The sequence below is a fragment of the Amycolatopsis sp. La24 genome, from assembly GCF_029087445.1.
In the GTDB taxonomy this organism is placed as follows: domain Bacteria; phylum Actinomycetota; class Actinomycetes; order Mycobacteriales; family Pseudonocardiaceae; genus Amycolatopsis; species Amycolatopsis nivea.
Genome location: NZ_JARACH010000003.1, coordinates 134,396 through 151,534, shown reverse-complemented (window position 1 = coordinate 151,534; position 17,139 = coordinate 134,396). Strand labels below are relative to the sequence as shown.

11 protein-coding genes are annotated in these 17,139 nt (G+C 70.2%); 8 read left to right on the top strand and 3 right to left on the bottom strand.

Annotated elements, in window-relative coordinates:
* The first annotated feature begins 263 nt into the window (after positions 1-263).
* Complete coding sequence (locus tag PUT80_RS06060) at positions 264-1,079, top strand: alpha/beta fold hydrolase (RefSeq protein ID WP_275291335.1); 816 nt, start codon at positions 264-266, stop codon at positions 1,077-1,079.
* A 106-nt stretch (positions 1,080-1,185) separates the two neighbouring features.
* The gene (locus tag PUT80_RS06055) at positions 1,186-1,449 is read left to right on the top strand and encodes a hypothetical protein (RefSeq protein WP_051172840.1); all 264 of its coding nucleotides are present in this window, start codon (positions 1,186-1,188) and stop codon (positions 1,447-1,449) included.
* Positions 1,450-1,549: 100 nt separating this feature from the next.
* Here PUT80_RS06055 and PUT80_RS06050 read toward each other — a convergent pair whose 3' ends face one another.
* The gene (locus PUT80_RS06050; RefSeq protein WP_275291334.1) at positions 1,550-6,886 is read right to left on the bottom strand and encodes a type I polyketide synthase; all 5,337 of its coding nucleotides are present in this window, start codon (positions 6,884-6,886) and stop codon (positions 1,550-1,552) included.
* Positions 6,887-7,107: 221 nt separating this feature from the next.
* Here PUT80_RS06050 and PUT80_RS06045 point away from each other — a divergent pair, with 221 nt between their 5' ends.
* The 5 genes from PUT80_RS06045 to PUT80_RS06025 all read left to right on the top strand — a co-directional run bounded on the left by PUT80_RS06045 (position 7,108) and on the right by PUT80_RS06025 (position 12,682).
* Entirely contained in the window at positions 7,108-8,361 is a 1,254-nt protein-coding gene (locus PUT80_RS06045) for a nucleotide disphospho-sugar-binding domain-containing protein (RefSeq protein ID WP_238608264.1), read from the top strand.
* Positions 8,352-9,461, top strand: a complete 1,110-nt coding sequence (locus PUT80_RS06040; protein ID WP_037810560.1) for a sensor histidine kinase — start codon at positions 8,352-8,354, stop codon at positions 9,459-9,461. Before PUT80_RS06045 ends, PUT80_RS06040 begins: the two co-directional genes overlap by 10 nt.
* Before the next feature lie 205 nt (positions 9,462-9,666).
* The gene (locus PUT80_RS06035; RefSeq protein ID WP_043836772.1) at positions 9,667-10,350 is read left to right on the top strand and encodes a PIG-L family deacetylase; all 684 of its coding nucleotides are present in this window, start codon (positions 9,667-9,669) and stop codon (positions 10,348-10,350) included.
* Between the two features lie 64 nt (positions 10,351-10,414).
* On the top strand, positions 10,415-11,707 hold the full coding sequence (locus PUT80_RS06030) for a nucleotide sugar dehydrogenase (RefSeq protein WP_037810562.1): 1,293 nt from the start codon (positions 10,415-10,417) through the stop codon (positions 11,705-11,707).
* Between the two features lie 15 nt (positions 11,708-11,722).
* The gene (locus PUT80_RS06025; protein ID WP_037810563.1) at positions 11,723-12,682 is read left to right on the top strand and encodes an NAD-dependent epimerase/dehydratase family protein; all 960 of its coding nucleotides are present in this window, start codon (positions 11,723-11,725) and stop codon (positions 12,680-12,682) included.
* Positions 12,683-12,735: 53 nt separating this feature from the next.
* Here PUT80_RS06025 and PUT80_RS06020 read toward each other — a convergent pair whose 3' ends face one another.
* Together PUT80_RS06020 and PUT80_RS06015 are read right to left on the bottom strand one after the other, a co-directional pair.
* Complete coding sequence (locus PUT80_RS06020; RefSeq protein ID WP_134667390.1) at positions 12,736-12,936, bottom strand: LuxR C-terminal-related transcriptional regulator; 201 nt, start codon at positions 12,934-12,936, stop codon at positions 12,736-12,738.
* Complete coding sequence (locus PUT80_RS06015; RefSeq protein WP_275291333.1) at positions 12,933-15,521, bottom strand: LuxR C-terminal-related transcriptional regulator; 2,589 nt, start codon at positions 15,519-15,521, stop codon at positions 12,933-12,935. Before PUT80_RS06015 ends, PUT80_RS06020 begins: the two co-directional genes overlap by 4 nt.
* 288 nt (positions 15,522-15,809) lie before the next feature.
* On the opposite strand from PUT80_RS06015, the gene PUT80_RS06010 reads away from it, so the two are divergent.
* Positions 15,810-17,078 carry an HNH endonuclease signature motif containing protein gene (locus tag PUT80_RS06010; protein ID WP_275291332.1) on the top strand — a complete coding sequence of 423 codons (1,269 nt, stop codon included), beginning with the start codon at positions 15,810-15,812 and terminating at the stop codon, positions 17,076-17,078.
* Positions 17,079-17,139 lie beyond the last annotated feature (61 nt).

Genomic DNA, 17,139 nt, shown 5'->3' with positions numbered 1-17,139 from the left:
CGCGTGGTCGTCGGCGCGGTGCGGGCCGGTTCGCCAGGGCACGGCTGCCGGGAGGTCCCCGGGAACGGCTTCGGCGGGGTTTTCCGTGATCGCCCAATGCACCCACCTGACGCCGTACGTTACGAGCGGTGAACAGGGCATACCCACCCCTAACCGGCCGCCCGGCCCCCTGAGCGAGCCTGGATCGCCGCACGGCGGACGGGCACGGCGACGCCGGGCTAGGGGTTGCCGGGCGCGCGAAGGGGCCGGAGACTTCCTGAACTGTGACTGCCCTGAACGAGAAATCGAGCCGATGGCTCCGGCGATTCCACGCGTCCGACGACGCCGCGGTGCGACTGGTGTGCCTGCCGCACGCGGGCGGGTCGGCCACCGCTTACTTCCCGTTCTCGCGCGCGGTCGCTGAAGGCGGACTCGACGCCGACGTCATCGCCGTGCAGTACCCGGGCAGGCAGGACCGCCGCGACGAGCAGTGTTTCGACGACCTCGCGGCGATGGCCGACGTCATCGCCGACGACCTCGGCCCGTGGATCGACCGGCCGGTGGCCCTGTTCGGCCACAGCATGGGCGCGACGCTCGGGTACGAGGTCGCCTGCCGGCTTGAGGCGCGAGGTGCCCGGCCGCTCGGCCTGTTCGCGTCCGCGTGCCCGGCGCCGTCGGTGCCGCGGCCCGAGGACGTCCACGAGCTCGGCGACGACGGTTTGATCGCCGCCCTCAAGGAGATGAGCGGCACCGGCAGCGCCGTTTTCGGCGACGACGAACTGCTGCGCCTGGTGCTGCCCGCCGTCCGCGGGGACTACACCGCCGTCGAGACCTACCGCCACGAGCCCGGGCTCGCGCTGGACTGCCCGGTCCAGGTGCTGCTGGGCGCGGACGACCCCGTGGTCGACCTCGCCGAGGCCGAAGCGTGGCGTGGCCACACCCGCGGCGGCTGCGCGGTGAAAGTGTTGCCGGGCGGGCATTTCTATCTGAACGCGCAGCTCGACGGCGTGCTCACGACTGTCGCCGCGCGCTTGCGCGACTGGCGCGGGGAGGCACTCGCGTCCGCAACCCCTGATCTCGGGCGGCTGACGGGGGAGTAAACCCCAGGCCGCTTTCAGGTGCCGCCCCCATGGCCGGAAGGGCCCGGGTCCGCGAAACTTGGTGCAGCAAGGAAACAGACCGGACCACCGCCCCTCGGAGGCAGCCATGATGGCCATCAGACCCGCTCACGGCGTCGCCCAGCGGATGCTCCCCGACGGGCATCTCGAGCTGGTCAGCAGCAGCCGCCAGGTGGACTGCGAACCCGTCGCCGCGGCCATGTGGATCGCCCTCAAGCAGCACAACGGCGACATCGACAGCGCCAGTGCCGTCCTCGCCGAACTGTGGGAGACGGACGTCGAGGACCTCCGCTACGACATGATCGCGCTGGCCGGTTCCCTCTGCTCCCTCGGACTTCTCACCGAGGTGTGAGCACCCCCGGCCGCTCGCGGTCGTGAACTGCTTCTCTGCCCGCCGCATGACACGAGTCCCCGCTGCGCCATTGGCTTGGCGTCAGCGGGGACTCGCGGGGTCACACCGGTTTGGTGTCCAGTTCCTCGTCCAGGAGCGCGAAGAGGTCCTCCGCGCTGGCGTTCTCGATGTCCGCCGACTTCTCGGGAGCCGAGTACGCCGCCAGCAACGCGGTCAAGCGGCTGACCAGCTTGTCACGGTCGTCCTCGGCCAAGGCGTTGTCCCGCAACGCGGATTCGAGAGCGGCCAGCCGAGAGTCCACAATGGACAGCTGGTCCGCCAGGCCCGTTCCGAGGAGCCCCGCCACCGCGCCCGGGGACGGGTAGTCGAAGATCAGCGTCGCGGGCAGGCGCTGACCGGACAGCTCGTCCAGCCGGTTCCGCAGCTCGATCGCGGTCAGGGAATCGAAGCCGAGCTCGATGAATCCCTTGCGCGGGTCGATTGCGTCCGAGCGGTCGTGCCCGAGCACCACCGCGGCCGTGCCGCACACGAGGTCGAGCAGCGCCCGCTCCCGTTCCCCGGCGGGCAGGGCCTCGATCCGGGCCCACGAGTCGTCGGCGGCCGCGGCACGCCGCCGCGTGCCCGCGCGCACCAGGCCGCGCAGCATCGGCGGCACTCGGTCCGCGGCGGACCGCAGCCCGGCCAGGTCGAGCCGGACCGGCACCAGCGCCGGCTGCGAGGTGCCGAACGTCGCGTCGAACAGCTCGAGCCCGTCGCCGAACGACAGCCCGGCCACGCCGGACCGCGCCATCCGGACCAGGTCGGTGTCGCCGAGCGCGCCCGCCATGCCGCCGGACCACAGGCCCCACGACAGCGACACCGCGGGCAGCCCGAGCGCCGCCCGGTGGTGGGCCAGCGCGTCGAGGAACACGTTCCCGGCCGAGTAGTTCGCCTGCCCGGCCGAACCGAACGGGCCCGCGACGGAGGAGAACAGCACGAACGCGGCCAGGTCGAACTCCGCGGTCAGCTCGTGCAGGTGCCAGGCCGCGTCCAGCTTCGGCCGCAGCACCGCGTCCATCCGCTCCGGGGTCAGCGCGAGCAGCACCCCGTCGTCCAGGACGCCTGCCGTGTGCACGACCGCGGTCAGCGGATGCTCGGCAGGCACGCCCGCGACCAGCGCGGCCGCCGCGGTCCGGTCGGCGAGATCGCAAGCCTCCAGCGAAACCGAAGCGCCCAGCTCCTCCAGTTCCGCCTTGAGCTCCGTCGCTCCCGGTGCCGCCTCGCCGCGACGGCTGGTCAGCAGCAGGTGGCGCACGTCGTGTTCGGTCACCAGGTGCCGCGCGATCAACGCGCCCAGCGCCCCGGTGCCGCCAGTGACGAGCACCGTTCCGTCCGGGTTCAGCGACGGTGCCGAAGTCTCAGGGGCGAACTTCGCCAGCCGGTGCACCAGCACTGCCCCGTCCCGGACGGCGACACCGGGCTCACCGGCTTGGATCGCGCCGAGCACGGTGGCCAGCGGTGGTTCGCTGCCGTCGAGGTCGACCGCGGCGGACCGGTCCGGGTACTCCAACTCGGCCGACCGGACGATGCCCCACAGCGCGGCGTGCACCAGGTCGGCGACGTCTTCGTCGGGACGCGTCGCGATGGCGTGGGAAGCGACCACGACGAGCCGGGAAGCGGCCAGCGCCGGTTCACTGACCCATGTCCGGACCAGGTCCAGCAGCCGGTGGGCGGCCTCGCGCGCCAGTTCGGGCGACGCCTCCTCGGGTGCCTTGAACGACACGGACACCACGTCCGGGGCGGCCTTCCCTGTCCCCACCGCGTCGATCAGCGTAGCAAGGTCCACATAGGACTCTCCGCCGAGGCCGAAGGGATCCGCGCCGAGCACGGCGTGCGAAACGCCGGAAGCGGCATCGCCGGAGTAAGGCTGCCATTCCACCCGGAACAGCGAGTCGCCTGCTGCCGGACGGGCGAACGCGTCGTCGGCGATCGGCCGCAGCGCCAGCGCCCCCACGGTCACGATCGGCGCGCCAGCGGGATCGGTGGCGGTGAGCGAAATGGTGTTCTCGACGTCTGCGGAGAGCACCACGCGCAGGCTCGACGCCCCGGCGGCGTGCAGCGAAACCCCGCTCCACGCGAACGGCAACGCTGGCTTGTCCTCCGTCAGCCCGGCCAGACCGATGGTGTGCAGCGCGGCGTCCAGCAGGGCGGGATGCAACGCGAAGGCCGAACCGTCGGTGTGCTCCGGCAACGCGACTTCGGCGGCGAGAGTGTTCCCGTCGCGCCAGACCCGGCGGAGCCCGGCGAAGACCGGCCCGTAGTCGAAGCCCTGGGCGGCGAGTTCGTCATAGCGGCTGGTCACGTCGATCTCGACCGCACCGGCCGGGGGCCACTCCGCGGCGGCAACGGGCGTGTCCGCCGTCGGCGACACCCTCCCGCTGGCGTGGTGCGTCCACTCCCCGGTGTCCGCGGCCCGCGAGTAAATGCCCACCGCGCGGGTGCCCGACTCGTCCTCCGCGCCCACCGTCGCCTGGACCGGGACGGATCCGTGTTCGGGCAGGATCAGCGGGACCGCGAGCGTCAGCTCGTCGAGCCGCGCGCAATTCACCTCGTCGCCCGCCCGCACGGCCAGTTCGACGAAAGCCGTGCCGGGGAACAGCGGAACCCCCTGCACGACGTGGTCGCCGAGCCACGGCTGCGCGCGCAGCGAAAGCTCCCCGGTGAGCACGACGCCGCCGGTGTCGGCGGTCGCCACGACCGCGCCCAGCAGCGGGTGCCCAGCGTCGACCTGCCCGACCTCGGCGACCCCGCGGACGCAGGCCCCGGTCGGGTTCTCCAGCCAGTAACGCTTGCGCTGGAAGGCATACGTCGGCAGTTCGACCGGTGCCCCGCCAGCGTAGAACGCCGAAAAGTCCACAGTGGACACAGTGGTGAACAACGTCGCCACGGCGGCGGCCGCCGACTCGCCTTCGGGCCGGTCCTTGCGCAGCACCGGGACGAACGTCGCTCGGTCGTCCGCGCCAAGACACAGCTGGCCCATCGCGGTGAGCACAGCCGACGGGCCGACCTCGACGAACGTCGTGACACCGGCGTCAAGCAGCGTGCGGACGCCGTCGGCGAACCGGACCGCGTCACGCACCTGGTTCACCCAGTACTCCGGTGAAGTCAGATCGGCGTCCGGCGAAACCGTCGAGACGATCGGGATCGCGGGCTCGGAATAGGTCAGCTTCCGTGCGACGAGAGCGAAATCGGCCAGCATCGGCTCCATCAACGCCGAGTGGAACGCGTGCGACACCTTCAGCCGCGAAGTCTTCTCGAAGTTCGATGCCACCGCGAGGACCGCGTCCTCGTCGCCGGACAGCACGACCGACGCCGGTCCGTTGACGGCGGCGATCGACACGCCCTCGGTCAGCAGCGGCACGACATCGGCCTCAGCCGCCGCGACGGCGACCATTGCCCCGCCGGCGGGAAGGGCCTGCATGAGCCGCGCCCTCGCCGTCACGAGCGTGCACGCGTCTTCGAGCGAGAGCACCCCCGCGACGTGCGCCGCGGCCAGCTCGCCGATCGAATGCCCCAGCAGGTAATCCGGAGTGACGCCCCACGATTCGAGCAGCCGGAACACCGCGACCTCGACGGCGAACAACGCCGGTTGCGTGTACCCGGTCTCGTCGGAGCCCAGCACGGTCCGCACCGGCACGTCGAGGTGCTTGTCCAGTTCGGCGGCCACCGCGTCAAAGGCCTCAGCGAACGCCGGGTAGGCCGCGGCCAGCTCCAGGCCCATCCCCGCGCGCTGGGCACCTTGGCCGGTGAACAGGAACGCCGTGCGCCCGGTGCTCGCCACGCCTTCGACGACACCCGCCGGTGTGCGGCCCGCCGCGTACTCGGTCAGCGCGCGGATCGCGGCGGCCCGGTCGGCCGCGACGATCCCGGCGCGGTGCTCGTACTGGGTCCGGGTGGTCGCGAGAGAGAATCCGATGTCCACAGTGGACGCATCGGTTGAGGAGGACGCGAGCTTGCCCGCCTGTGCCCGCAGGGCATCCGCGTCGTTAGCCGACCACAGCCAGGTCACCGGCCCGTCGTCCGAAGAACGCGTCACCGGGTCGCCTTGCTCGACAATCACGTGCGCGTTGGTCCCGCTGATGCCGAACGACGAAACGCCCGCGCGACGCGGCCGCCCGGTCTCCGGCCACGGCGTCGGCTCACGGAGAAGCGAGACGGTGTCGGTCCATTCGACGTGCGGCGACGGCTCGTCGGCGTGCAGCGTGCGCGGGAGCACGCCGCGCCGCAGCGCCTCCACCATCTTGATCACGCCGCCGACGCCCGCCGCGGCCTGCGTGTGGCCGACGTTCGACTTGAACGACCCGACGTGCAGCGGCCGATCAGCGGTGGCCGCCTTGCCGTAGGTGGCGATCAGCGCCTGCGCCTCGATCGGGTCGCCGAGCTTCGTGCCGGTGCCGTGTGCTTCGACAGCGTCCACATCGGACAATTTCAGCCCGGCGTCCGCCAATGCCGCGCGGATCACCCGCTGCTGCGCTGGCCCGTTCGGGACCGTGATGCCGCTGGACGCGCCGTCGGAGTTGACCGCGCTGCCGCGCAGCACCGCGAGGACGTGGTGACCGTTGCGGCGCGCGTCGGAAAGCCGTTCCAGCAGAAGCATTCCGGCACCTTCGGAGCAGCCGACGCCGTCCGCGCCGCTGCCGAACGCCTTGCAGCGGCCGTCCGGAGAGAGGCCCTGCTGCTCGCTGAAGTAGACGAACATGTCCGGGGTGACCATCACGGTGACGCCACCGGCCAGCGCCAGCGAGCACTCGCCGCGGCGCAGCGCCTGGGCCGCCCAGTGCAAGGCGACCAGCGACGACGAGCACGCGGTGTCGACCGATACCGACGGACCTTCGAGCCCGAGGGTGTAGGAGATGCGGCCGGAGATCAGGCTGCCGTCGCTGCTGCCCGCACCGTAGTCGTGGTACATCACGCCGGCGAAGACGCCGGTTTTGCTGCCCCGCAACGTCGACGGCACGATCCCGGCGCGTTCCACCGCTTCCCACGCGGTCTCCAGCACCACCCGCTGCTGCGGGTCGAGCGTGCGGGCCTCGCGCGGGGAGATGCCGAAGAACTCCGGCTCGAAATCGGCGGCATCGTAAAGGAAACCGCCCTCCTTCGAGTACGTCGTGCCGGGGCTTCCCGCGGGGTCGAAGATCGACTCGGTGTCCCAGCCGCGGTCCTCGGGGAACTCGCCGACCGCGTCGACACCGCCCGCGACCAGGTCCCAGAGCTGCGCGGGCGTGGCGACCCCGCCGGGGTACCGGCAGCCCATCCCGATGATCGCGATCGGCTCGTTCATCGCCGCGGCGAGCTTCTGGTTGTCCGCCTTGAGCCGTTCGTTGTCCACCATGGACTGCCGCAGCGCGGCGACGATCTGCTCGGTGGACGGTGCGGTGTTCTGCTCGTGGCCGGTCACTGGGAAGTCCCCTCGTTCGTCGGTCTCGGCACCTGCCGTCGCGGGCCGGGTCGCCCGCGCGCACCACGACCTCGCCGAAGCTATTCGCGCCTGCCCGCGAATCCCCACCCCTAACGGCCCCTAACGCCGTAATGCCGGGTCTGCCGAGCGGCCCGCCGCGATTACCGTTTCCCCAGCAGTGTTTCCCGGACCCCGGCATCGGAGAGTGCGTTGTGCGAGTCATGTTGATGGTCTTCCCGACTAGGACGCACGTCTACAGCATGGCCCCGGTCGGGTGGGCGCTGGCGGCAGCCGGGCACGAGGTGCGGTTCGTCGGCCAGCGCAATCCCCGCGAGGTCCTGCCGTTCGCCGAAACCGGCCTCGACGCGATGTGGTTCGGCGAGGACCTCGACATCGCGGAGCACCGGCGGCTCAGCGCCGGCGGCGACGATACCGCGCACAGCAAGCACCAGCTTTCCGAGAGCCGCCCGGAGCGCTACACCGAGGAGTACGTGCGCACCGTTTACGACGGCTGGGTCGACGTTTTCCGCTGGAACTCGCCGGAACCGCTGCTCAACGACCTCGTCCGGTTCGCCCGGCACTGGCAGCCGGACCTCGTCGTGTGGGACCCGCTGGTCTACACCGCGCCGATCGTCGCGCAGGCGGTCGGCGTCCCGCACCTGCGGATGATGTACGCGGCCGACCAGACGGCACGGATCGGCGCGCAGTACCGGGACCTGCGCGCGAGCAAGCCCGAGGACACCAGCCCGGACCCGTTCGTGGAATGGATGTCGGACGCGGTGGGCCGCTACGGCGCGGACTACGACGAGAACCTGCGCTACGGCGTCAAAACCATCGACTGCCACCCGTCCTATCTCCGGTACGACGGCGTCGACGTCGACTACCTCCCGGCGCGGTTCGTGCCGTTGAACAAGCCGATGGCGCTGCCGCGCTGGGTCGTCGAACCCCCGTCGCGCCCGCGCGTCATGCTGACCCTCGGCATCTCCAACCGGCAGACGCTCGGCGAAGAGGAGACCTCGGTCTCCGCGCTGCTCGACGGCCTAGCCGACCTCGACGTCGAAGTGATCGCGACGCTCAACGCGGAACAGCTCGCGTCGGTCGACAAGGTTCCGGACAACGTGCGCGCGGTGGACTTCGTGCCGATGTACGAACTCCTCGCGAGCTGCTCGGCCATCGTGCACCAGGGCGGCGGCGCGACGATCGGCAACGCGGTGGTCAACGGCGTCCCGCAGCTGGTGATCCCCGGCACCACGTGGAGCGAGCGGATTTCCGCGCTCGCACAGGTGAAACGCGGCAACGGCCTGATGATCGATCTGGAAGAGGTCACGCCGGGCTCCGTCCGAAATGGACTCCAGCGGTTGCTGGAGGAACCGTCGTTCCGCGAGTGCTCGCTCGAGGTCCGGGACGAGATGCTGGCGACGCCGACCCTCAACGACCTCGTGCCGGAACTGGAGCGGATCGCTCGATGCCGGTGACGCAGCGGCCCCGCGTCGTCCGCACTATCGGCTTCCTCATCGCGAGTTTCCCCCTCCGCGTCGTCGCGTTCGTGCTCGTGCTCGCCACGACCTTGCTCGGCATCGCCACCACCATGCTGTGGATCGGCATCCCGATCCTGATCACCGCGACCTCGACGGCCCGCGGCCTGGCCCGCGCGGAACGCCGCTGGGTGCGCGTCATGCTCGGCGTCGACGTCCCGCCGCCCCGCCGGCATCCGCACGGCGCCGGGCTGCTGCTGACGTGGCAGACCCGGCTCGTGGACCCGGCCACGTGGCGCGAACTGCTCTACGCCTTGCTCGCGTTCCCGCTGGGCATCGTGGAATTCGTGGCCGGGATAGTGTCCGTCGCCGTGCCGCCGTTCGGCATCTTCGTGGCCCCGCGGATCGGCGCGATGCACGGCGCGTTGGCGCTGTCGATGCTCGGACCGGACCGGACGGCGCAGCTGGAGGCCCGCTCCCGGCAGTTGAAGGACTCGCGGGCCCGCGGCGTCGACGCCGTAGAGGCCGAGCGCAAGCGCATCGAACGCGACCTGCACGACGGGGCGCAGCAGCGACTGGTCGCGGTGGCGATGAGCCTGGGCCGGGCGCAGCTAAAGCTTGACGATCCCGCCGCCGTGCGCGAACTGGTTGGCGCGGCCCATACGGACGCGAAACTCGCCGTGTCCGAGCTGCGCGACCTCGCCCGGGGGATCTACTCCCCGGTGCTGCAGGACCGCGGCCTGGACGCCGCGTTGTCCGCCTTGACCGCGCGGATGCCGATCCACGTGGACGTCGAGGTGACGGTGGAACCCCGGCCGCCCGCGCCCGTGGAGACCACGACGTACTTCATCGTCAGTGAAACCCTCGCCAATATCGCCAAACACGCGGGCGCGGACCGCGCGTCGGTGCGAGTGACCCGCGACGACGACACGGTGGTCGTCGAGATCATCGACAACGGGCACGGCGGCGCGTCCGTGCGCCCCGGCGGCGGATTGGCCGGCCTCGCCGACCGGGCAGGCACCATCGACGGCGTGCTCACCGTGGTCAGCCCGGCGGGCGGGCCTACCGTCGTGCGCGCCGACCTTCCCGTGCGCTGGTAAAGCGACCACCTTCCGACGTCGCGCCGGCCCACCCCTAACGCGCTTGCCGCGCCTGTCCTCCCGCGCGGCCAAGGTCCGCTTTAGACGGTCTTTAGGGGTTGTCGCAAGCACCGCCGGATGTCAAATTTTTCTTGCGTTCCAAGCCATTTCGCACGGCTCGTTTCCGCTGGGGGTTTCACCGCCCGGACAAGGACTGGGGAATCTTATGCACACGTTGACACGCAGGCTGCTGGTGGTGGGAGCCCACGGCGACGACGAAACGCTCGGCGCGGGCGGGACCATCGCCCGGCTCGCCGACGAAGGCGTCTCCATTTCGCTTTGCATTCTCACCAACGACGACGGTTCGCGTTCGGCCGCCGGCGCCGAAGTCACCAACCGCACCGACGCGATCGAACTCGCCGCCAAAACACTGGGCATCGAACGCGTGCGAGTCCACGAATTCGGCGACAACCGGCTCGACACCGTCAGCCACCTCGCGCTCAACCAGGTCGTCGAACGCGAGGTCCGCGAATTCGAGCCGGACACCATCTTCGCCACCAGCATGTGCGACCTGAGCACCGACCACGCCCTCGTCAGCCGCGCCGCGCGAGTCGCCGGCCGGCCGGGCAAGGGCCCGGTGCGCGAAGTCCGCACCTTCGAGATCCGCTCCGCCACGGACGTCGGAGAAGCCTCCGGGCTGCCGGTCACCTTCCGGCCGAACTGCTGGCAGCTTCTCGACGAAAGCCACCTCGAGCGCAAAATCGAAGCCCTGCGCGCCTACGGCAAAGAACTCGAACCGTGGCCGAACCCGCGCAGCGAACGCGGCGTCCGCGCCTTGGCCGAATACCGCGGCTCACAGGTCAGCGCTGGGCTCGCCGAAGCCTTCGAAATCGTCCGTTCCGTCCGATGACCGGTTTTCCCTCCGCTTTTCCCGCTCGCTTTTCCACTGCCCATCCAGAAACGGGTGACCAGGAATGACCAGTACTGTCGCTGAATTCGAGACCATCGCCGAACGGAACGAGCTGACGTCGGTCGCCGTGATCGGGATGGGCTACGTCGGCCTGCCGACCGCGCTCGGCCTGCACGCCGGCGGCGTCGGCGTGATCGGCATCGACCTGTCGCAGAACCGGCTCGACTCGATCCGCTCGGGCGAGGTCGACCTCATCGAAGCCGATCACCGCAGGCTCGAGAAAGCCGTGCACCAGGAGGACTTCCAGCTCACCACGGATTCCGCGCGGATGGCCGACGCGGACGCGGTGCTGGTCTGCGTGCCGACCGGGCTCGACGAGTACCTGATGCCCGACCTCGGCCCGCTGGAGGCGGCGTGCGCGGCGCTGGTCGCGAACGCCCGCCGCGGCCAGACGTTCATCCTCACCTCGACCAGCTACGTCGGCACCTCGAACCGGCTGCTGGTGAAACCGCTGGTGGCCAAGGGATTCACCATCGGCCGCGACCTGTTCGTGGCGTCCAGCCCCGAGCGCATCGACCCGGGCAACGTCACGCACACCCAGGCCGAAACGCCGCGCGTGCTCGGCGGCGTGACCCCGGTGTGCACGGCGATGGCGCAGCGCGTGATCAACGTGCTGACCCCGAGCGTGCACTGCGTCAGCTCGCCGGAAGCGGCCGAGATGACCAAGCTGTACGAGAACACCTTCCGCGCGGTGAACATCGCGCTGGCCAACGAGTTCGCGGAGATCAGCGACGGCTTCGCGATCGACCCGATCGAGGTCATCGACGCGGCGGCCAGCAAGCCGTACGGCTTCATGGCGTTCCACCCCGGACCCGGCGTCGGCGGACACTGCATCCCCTGCGACCCGCACTACCTGCTGTGGCAGCTGCGCGCGACACAGAGCAACGCACCGCTGGTGACCCAGGCGATGCACGCCATCGCGGAGCGGCCGAAGCAGGTTGTCGACCGCGTACTGAACACACTGTCGCGCGAAGGCAAGGGCATGGCGGGTACGCGCGTGCTGGTGGTCGGCGTGACCTACAAGCCTGGTGTGCAGGACGTGCGCTCGTCGTCCGCGCTCGACATCATCGACCTGCTCGCCGCGAAGGGCGCGAAGGTCGGCTACTACGACCCGCTGGTCCCGAACGTCCGCGTGACCGGCGGTTCGCTCGACACCGTCCCCGAGCCCGACGGCGAGGACTGGGACGTCGCGCTCATCCACACCATCCAACCGGGCCACGACTACGAATGGCTCGCCGACTGCCCGACCGTCATCGACGCCACCTACCGCCTCGACCCCGCGCTCTTCACGAACTGAGAAAGGGACACTGACGTGCGTTACCTCATCACCGGAGGCGCCGGGTTCATCGGCTCCCACCTCACCGAACACCTCCTGGCCCGCGGCGACGAGGTCGTCGCGCTGGACAACCTCAGCACCGGCACCCTGGACAACCTCGCCGGCGTCGCCGGGCACCCCGGTTTCCAGTTCGTGCGCGGCTCGATCACCGACCCGAACGCGGTCGAATCGTGCATGGCGGGCATCGACGCGATCTTCCACCTCGCCGCCGCGGTCGGCGTGTTCACCATCCTCGACAAGACGATGGACAGCCTCCGCACCAACCTGCACGGCACCGAGAACATGCTCGACGCGGCGCTGCGGCACGACGTGCCGATCCTGGTCGCGTCGACGAGCGAGATCTACGGCAAGAACACCGCGGACGGCCTGCGCGAGGACGACGACCGGATCATCGGGTCGCCGTTGAAGAACCGTTGGTCCTACGCCGAGGCGAAGGCGCTGGACGAGACGTTCGCCCACCTGTACGCCGTCGAGCACGGCCTGCGCACGGTGATTGTGCGGCCGTTCAACACCGTCGGCCCGCGCCAGACCGGCCGCTACGGCATGGTGATCCCCCGCTTCGTCACCCAGGCCCTGGCGGGCGAGCCGATCACCGTGTTCGGCGACGGGCAGCAGACCCGCTGCTTCTGCCACGTGCACGACGTCGTGCCCGCGCTGGCGGACCTGCTCGCCGACGATTCCGCGTACGGCAAGGTGTTCAACCTCGGCAGCAACGAGCAGACCACCATCTCCCAGCTGGCCGAGCGCGTGATCGGCGCGACCGGTTCGAGCAGCACCATCACGAAGGTGCCGTACGAGGAGGCGTACGGCGACGGATACGAGGACATGCAGCGCCGCATTCCCGACTGCACCCGCGCGTACAACCAGATCGGCTTCGTGCCGACGCGCTCGCTGGACGACATCATCGCCGCGGTGGTCGCCGACCGCCGATCCTGACCCGTTCCCGCCCCCGGTGAAGGGCCTCTCGCGGATCTCGCGCGAGAGGCCCTTCACGCGTTCCGGAGCTTGACGTAGACGGCGGCAAGGTGGCTGGCGGCGGTGTTCGCGGACACTCCCAGTACCTCCGCGATCACTCCGACCGGAGTGCCCTGTGCGGCCAGTTCCGCGACCCGCAACTCGACCTCGGTCAGCACTCTCGCCCCGCATTCGGTCAGGCTCTCCGGCACGCTTTCCGTCAGCTTTTCGGTCACTGTCCGGCACCGGCCAGTTCGCCCGCCAGCCCCCGCCGCCCGGCTACGCCGAGTTTCCGGTACACCCTGGTCAGGTGTTGTTCCACAGTGGACACCGTGATGTAGAGCGTTTCCGCGATCTGGCGGTTGGTCCGCCCGTGTGCGGCGAGTTCCGCGACCCGCAATTCCGCGTCGCTCAACGCGGTCGCCGCAGGTCCCTCCGGATCCGCGCGCGGCGGCTCCGGTCTCGACGCCACCGGGCGAGGCGCGAGCGGGCGCAACGGCTGTCGCGGCACCTGCACCGGCTTCACCAGGCCTGCCGAACGTTCCGCGCGCTGGCCGAGCTGGTTGATCGCGCGGACGGTGCGGGCCAGTTCGAGCCGGTCGCCGGATTCCTTGAACGCCTCCGCCGCCCGGTTCAGCAAGCCAGACCGCGCGCCGGCGTCGCCCGCGAACGCCAGCACCCGCAGCGCCACCGCCTGCGAGAACGAGTCCGTCGTGTCCGCCAGCTGCTGTTTCGCCAGCTCGACCGCCAGGGTCGGATTGCGCAGCCGGAGGTTCGCCTCGGCGAGGTCGGTCCGCCACGGTGCGACAGCAGGCAGGTCCAGGTCGTTTTCGCGGAGAATGCGCTGGCATTGCTGGAAATCGCTCACCGCGGAGAGCCCCCGGTTCGTGGCCAGATGGAACTGCCCGCGCGCCCGGAGGAACCGCACCCCGCCGAGCGTCGTGAACACCGATTCCGGCAGCGCGTGGCGCAAAACCCCAGCCGCGGCCTTGAACGCGCCTGCCGCGGTGTGCGCGGTCAGCATCGTGGCGAGCGGATACGTGATCGCTACGCCCCAGTTCGGTTCGTCAAGCAGCGCGAGCGCACGGCTCGCCGCCTCCGCCGCGCTGGCGGGCTCACCGCGACGCAACAGAAGACCCGCGCCGATTGCGTCGAGCATCGCCTTCCACGTCACCGCGCCGCGGTACTCCGCCTCCTCGGCGAGCGAGGTGCACCAGCCTTCCGCTCGGTCCGCCTTGCCGTCGTACGCCAGGGCGAGAATCGCGGTGGAGAGCGCTTCCAGTGACGTGTCGGAGAGCCGGCAGTTCTGGAGAATTCGCTCCGCGCATACCGAAGTCTCTTCGCTGCCACCGACCTGCCAGACCGACGCGAGCGTTTTCGCGGTGCGCATCCAGGGATCCGAGGCGTCGACCGACAACTCCGGAGCCGTGCCGTAATGCCAATGCGCGGCAAGGGTCAGCTCGGCAGCCGTCCGCGGGTGCAGCGGCTCGAGGTCGTCGCCCAGCCGGACCAGCGCGGATTCGAAGGTTTCCCGGTCGCCGAACCACAACGACTGGCGCACCACCGCGATCCGGTCGGACTGGTCGAGCGAAGCCCCTTCGCACAACGCCGCGAGATGCGGAGCGGCCGCCGCCGGGTTGACCCGCCAGGTGATCTTGGCCAGCATCTGGGAGATCATCTGCTGCTCCCACGACGCGGTGGTCGTCGATGCCGCCAGTTGCAGGCAACGGGTAGCGAAGTCGACATCGTCGCCGAGCATCACCTGCTCCGCCGCCGCGACCAGCACCGGCAACGCCCACTCCGCCTGAGCTTCGCCCGCCGCCACGAGATGCCGTGCGACCTCCGGTGCGGGCAACCCGCGTGCGTGCTTCACCTCTGCAGCCCGGATATGCAGCTGCACCTTCTCCGACCCGCGCAACCCGCCGACAACCGCCGCCGCGGCCGGCTGCTGCCGGAACCGCACGCCGTCGACCAGCCCGGTCTCCACGAGCAACCCCGCGGAGGTCTCCGCCTCGACCGGGTCCACTCCCGCGACTGTCGCGACCGCGTCCGTCGTGACGTCGGTGTCCAGCACCGCGATCGCTGTCGCCACCTCCCGCAGCGGCGAACCGTAGCGATGCAGAAGCCGTTGCACCGCATCGGAATACGCCGGTCCGTCGTCCACCGAGCTACGGCGGGCGTCGACCAACGCGCTGACCAGCAACGGATTTCCCGCGCTCAGCCCATGGATCCGCTCAGCTTCGCCGTGGTCCGGGACCAGCTGCGCGATCGCCTCCACGGTGAACGGCGTGAGATGCACGTACCGGTGCGGCTGCGCGGCGAAGGTCATGCCCTCACCGGAATACCAGCCGTCCGGCTGCGTCAGCACCAGCAACATCCCCGCCGACCGCGCCCGCCGCTGCAACCGCAGCAACAACCGCGCCGACGTCTCGTCCACGTGCTGCAGATCGTCGACCGCGATCAGCAGCGACCGCTCTCGCGCCAACCGGTGCAAGGCACTGCACAACGCGGCGATCCGATCCTCGCCGTCCGCCGCCGCCAGCGTTTCGCGCGGCAATGCCGGGCTGGCCAGCAGTTGGTCGAGCACACCTCCGTCAACGTCGCACTCGTCGGCCGCTCCCGCCGCGGTGAGCGTGAGAACGCCCAGCTCACGGGCTCGCGCCACCACTTGGTTCTGCACTTGCGTTTTCCCGCTGGCCGGTCCTCCGCCGACCAATACCGTGTCTCCGGCCCCCGCATCGCATTCGATCAGCAAGCCCTCGAGAAGGGACACTGCTTCATTCGGCTCGGTGCGGCGGTTCTGCCCCCAGTTCACGCCCATCGCAAGCTCCTCGACCCAACGGTCATCTTCCTGCGGGTACCACGGTCGCAGCCGCCCCCTAAGCCCAGCCAACCGCGATCTAAAGTCACTCAATCAGGTGATCACGATTACCAAGCGTCGCTTTTGCTCTGGCTTCTGTTGGCCTTCACCTGGGGGCGAGTGGCAGATTTCCGCTGCTGCGACAGGGCTTTGGCTCCGGAAAGTGATCTTGTATGCGCTGTGTCGACAGTACGGGTTGACCACTTCGAGCGATAGCGTAATCGAACGCGCGTTCGATTGAATTGTGGGGTGAGCACGACTGCGACGCTCCCCGCCTGGCAATTGTCAGACCGGGACCTGACCACCAGACTCCTGACCACCCAACGACAGCAGAACATCGCCTACGCCGCGCAACTGGAGACGATCCGGGAACTGCACTCGCGCGGCGCCCTGCCCGAGGGCTACACCTCGACGTCGTCGTACCTGGCGACGATCCTGCACGTAACCGCGCGCGAGGCCCGCTCCCGGCTCGCCCAAGCCACCGGCACCCTCCCGCTGACCTGGAAAGCCCTGTCCGCGGGTGAAATCACCGCCCAGCACGCGGCGGTCATCGCCGAATTCCTCGCCGCCGCCCCGAGGTGGCTGACCCCCGAGGACTACACCGTCGCCGAAGACACCCTGGTGACCCTCGCGACGCAGGCCAACCCCAGCATCGTCCGCCGCGCCGCGACCCGGCTGAAGATCTACTGGGACAGCGATCCCGCCTCCCCTGATGTGGACCACGACCTTGACCCGGACTCGGTTCCCGACTCGGACTCGCGGCCCGAGGAAGCCGCCCGCCCCTGGCGGGAATTCCGCTGGCAGTGGACCCAGAGCGGCCGTTTCCGCTTCAGCGGCAACGTAGACCACGAAACCGGCACCCTGATCGAACAACTGCTGGTCCCCCTGGCCGCACCGGACCCCGCGTCCGCACCCGACACCCCCGACCCCCGCACCCCAGCCGAACGCCACGGCGATGCCCTCGCCGCGATCGTCGACCTGGCTGCCCGCACCCCCGACCTGCCCGCCAAAGCCGGCGAACGAGCAGTCGCAACGGTGACGGTCGACTTGGAAACCCTGCAGGGCACGGCGAAAACGGTCGTGGCAGGAGACGAATCCGTGCTGTCCGCCGCCGACCTGCGCCGAATCCTGTGCGACGCCAAGGTCTACCCCGCGGTCCTGGGCACCGAAGGCCAGGTCCTCGACCTGGGCCGCTCCGCCCGCACCGCCACGAACGCCCAGCGCCGAGCCCTGGCAATCCGCGACCGCGGCTGCACCTTCCCCGGCTGCGACCGCGGTCCAAAGTGGACCACCCCGCACCACATCGTCCACTGGGCCCACGGCGGCCCCACCGACCTGGACAACCTGGCCTCGTGCTGCGAACGCCACCACCGTCTCCTCCACCACAGCGGCTGGAAAATCGCCCTCCACGACGGCACCGTCCACTGGATCCCGCCGTCCCTCCTCGACCCGGAGCAGAAACCGCTCCGCAACACCGCCCACAACCCGCCGCCCACCCCCTTGCGAGCCACGGCATGAGCCCGCGTGCGAGGGCGATGAAGCCACCACCCCCACCCGCCCACCAGGCCCGGGTGCCCCT

What these genes read in the sequence shown, in the direction of transcription:
- PUT80_RS06045 (WP_238608264.1), top strand. Translation starts at nt 7,108, where the DNA reads ATGTTGATGGTCTTCCCGACTAGGACGCACGTCTACAGCATGGCCCCG.
- PUT80_RS06015 (WP_275291333.1), bottom strand. Translation starts at nt 15,521, where the DNA reads ATGGGCGTGAACTGGGGGCAGAACCGCCGCACCGAGCCGAATGAAGCA.
- PUT80_RS06035 (WP_043836772.1), top strand. Translation starts at nt 9,667, where the DNA reads ATGCACACGTTGACACGCAGGCTGCTGGTGGTGGGAGCCCACGGCGAC.
- PUT80_RS06030 (WP_037810562.1), top strand. Translation starts at nt 10,415, where the DNA reads ATGACCAGTACTGTCGCTGAATTCGAGACCATCGCCGAACGGAACGAG.
- PUT80_RS06055 (WP_051172840.1), top strand. Translation starts at nt 1,186, where the DNA reads ATGATGGCCATCAGACCCGCTCACGGCGTCGCCCAGCGGATGCTCCCC.
- PUT80_RS06040 (WP_037810560.1), top strand. Translation starts at nt 8,352, where the DNA reads ATGCCGGTGACGCAGCGGCCCCGCGTCGTCCGCACTATCGGCTTCCTC.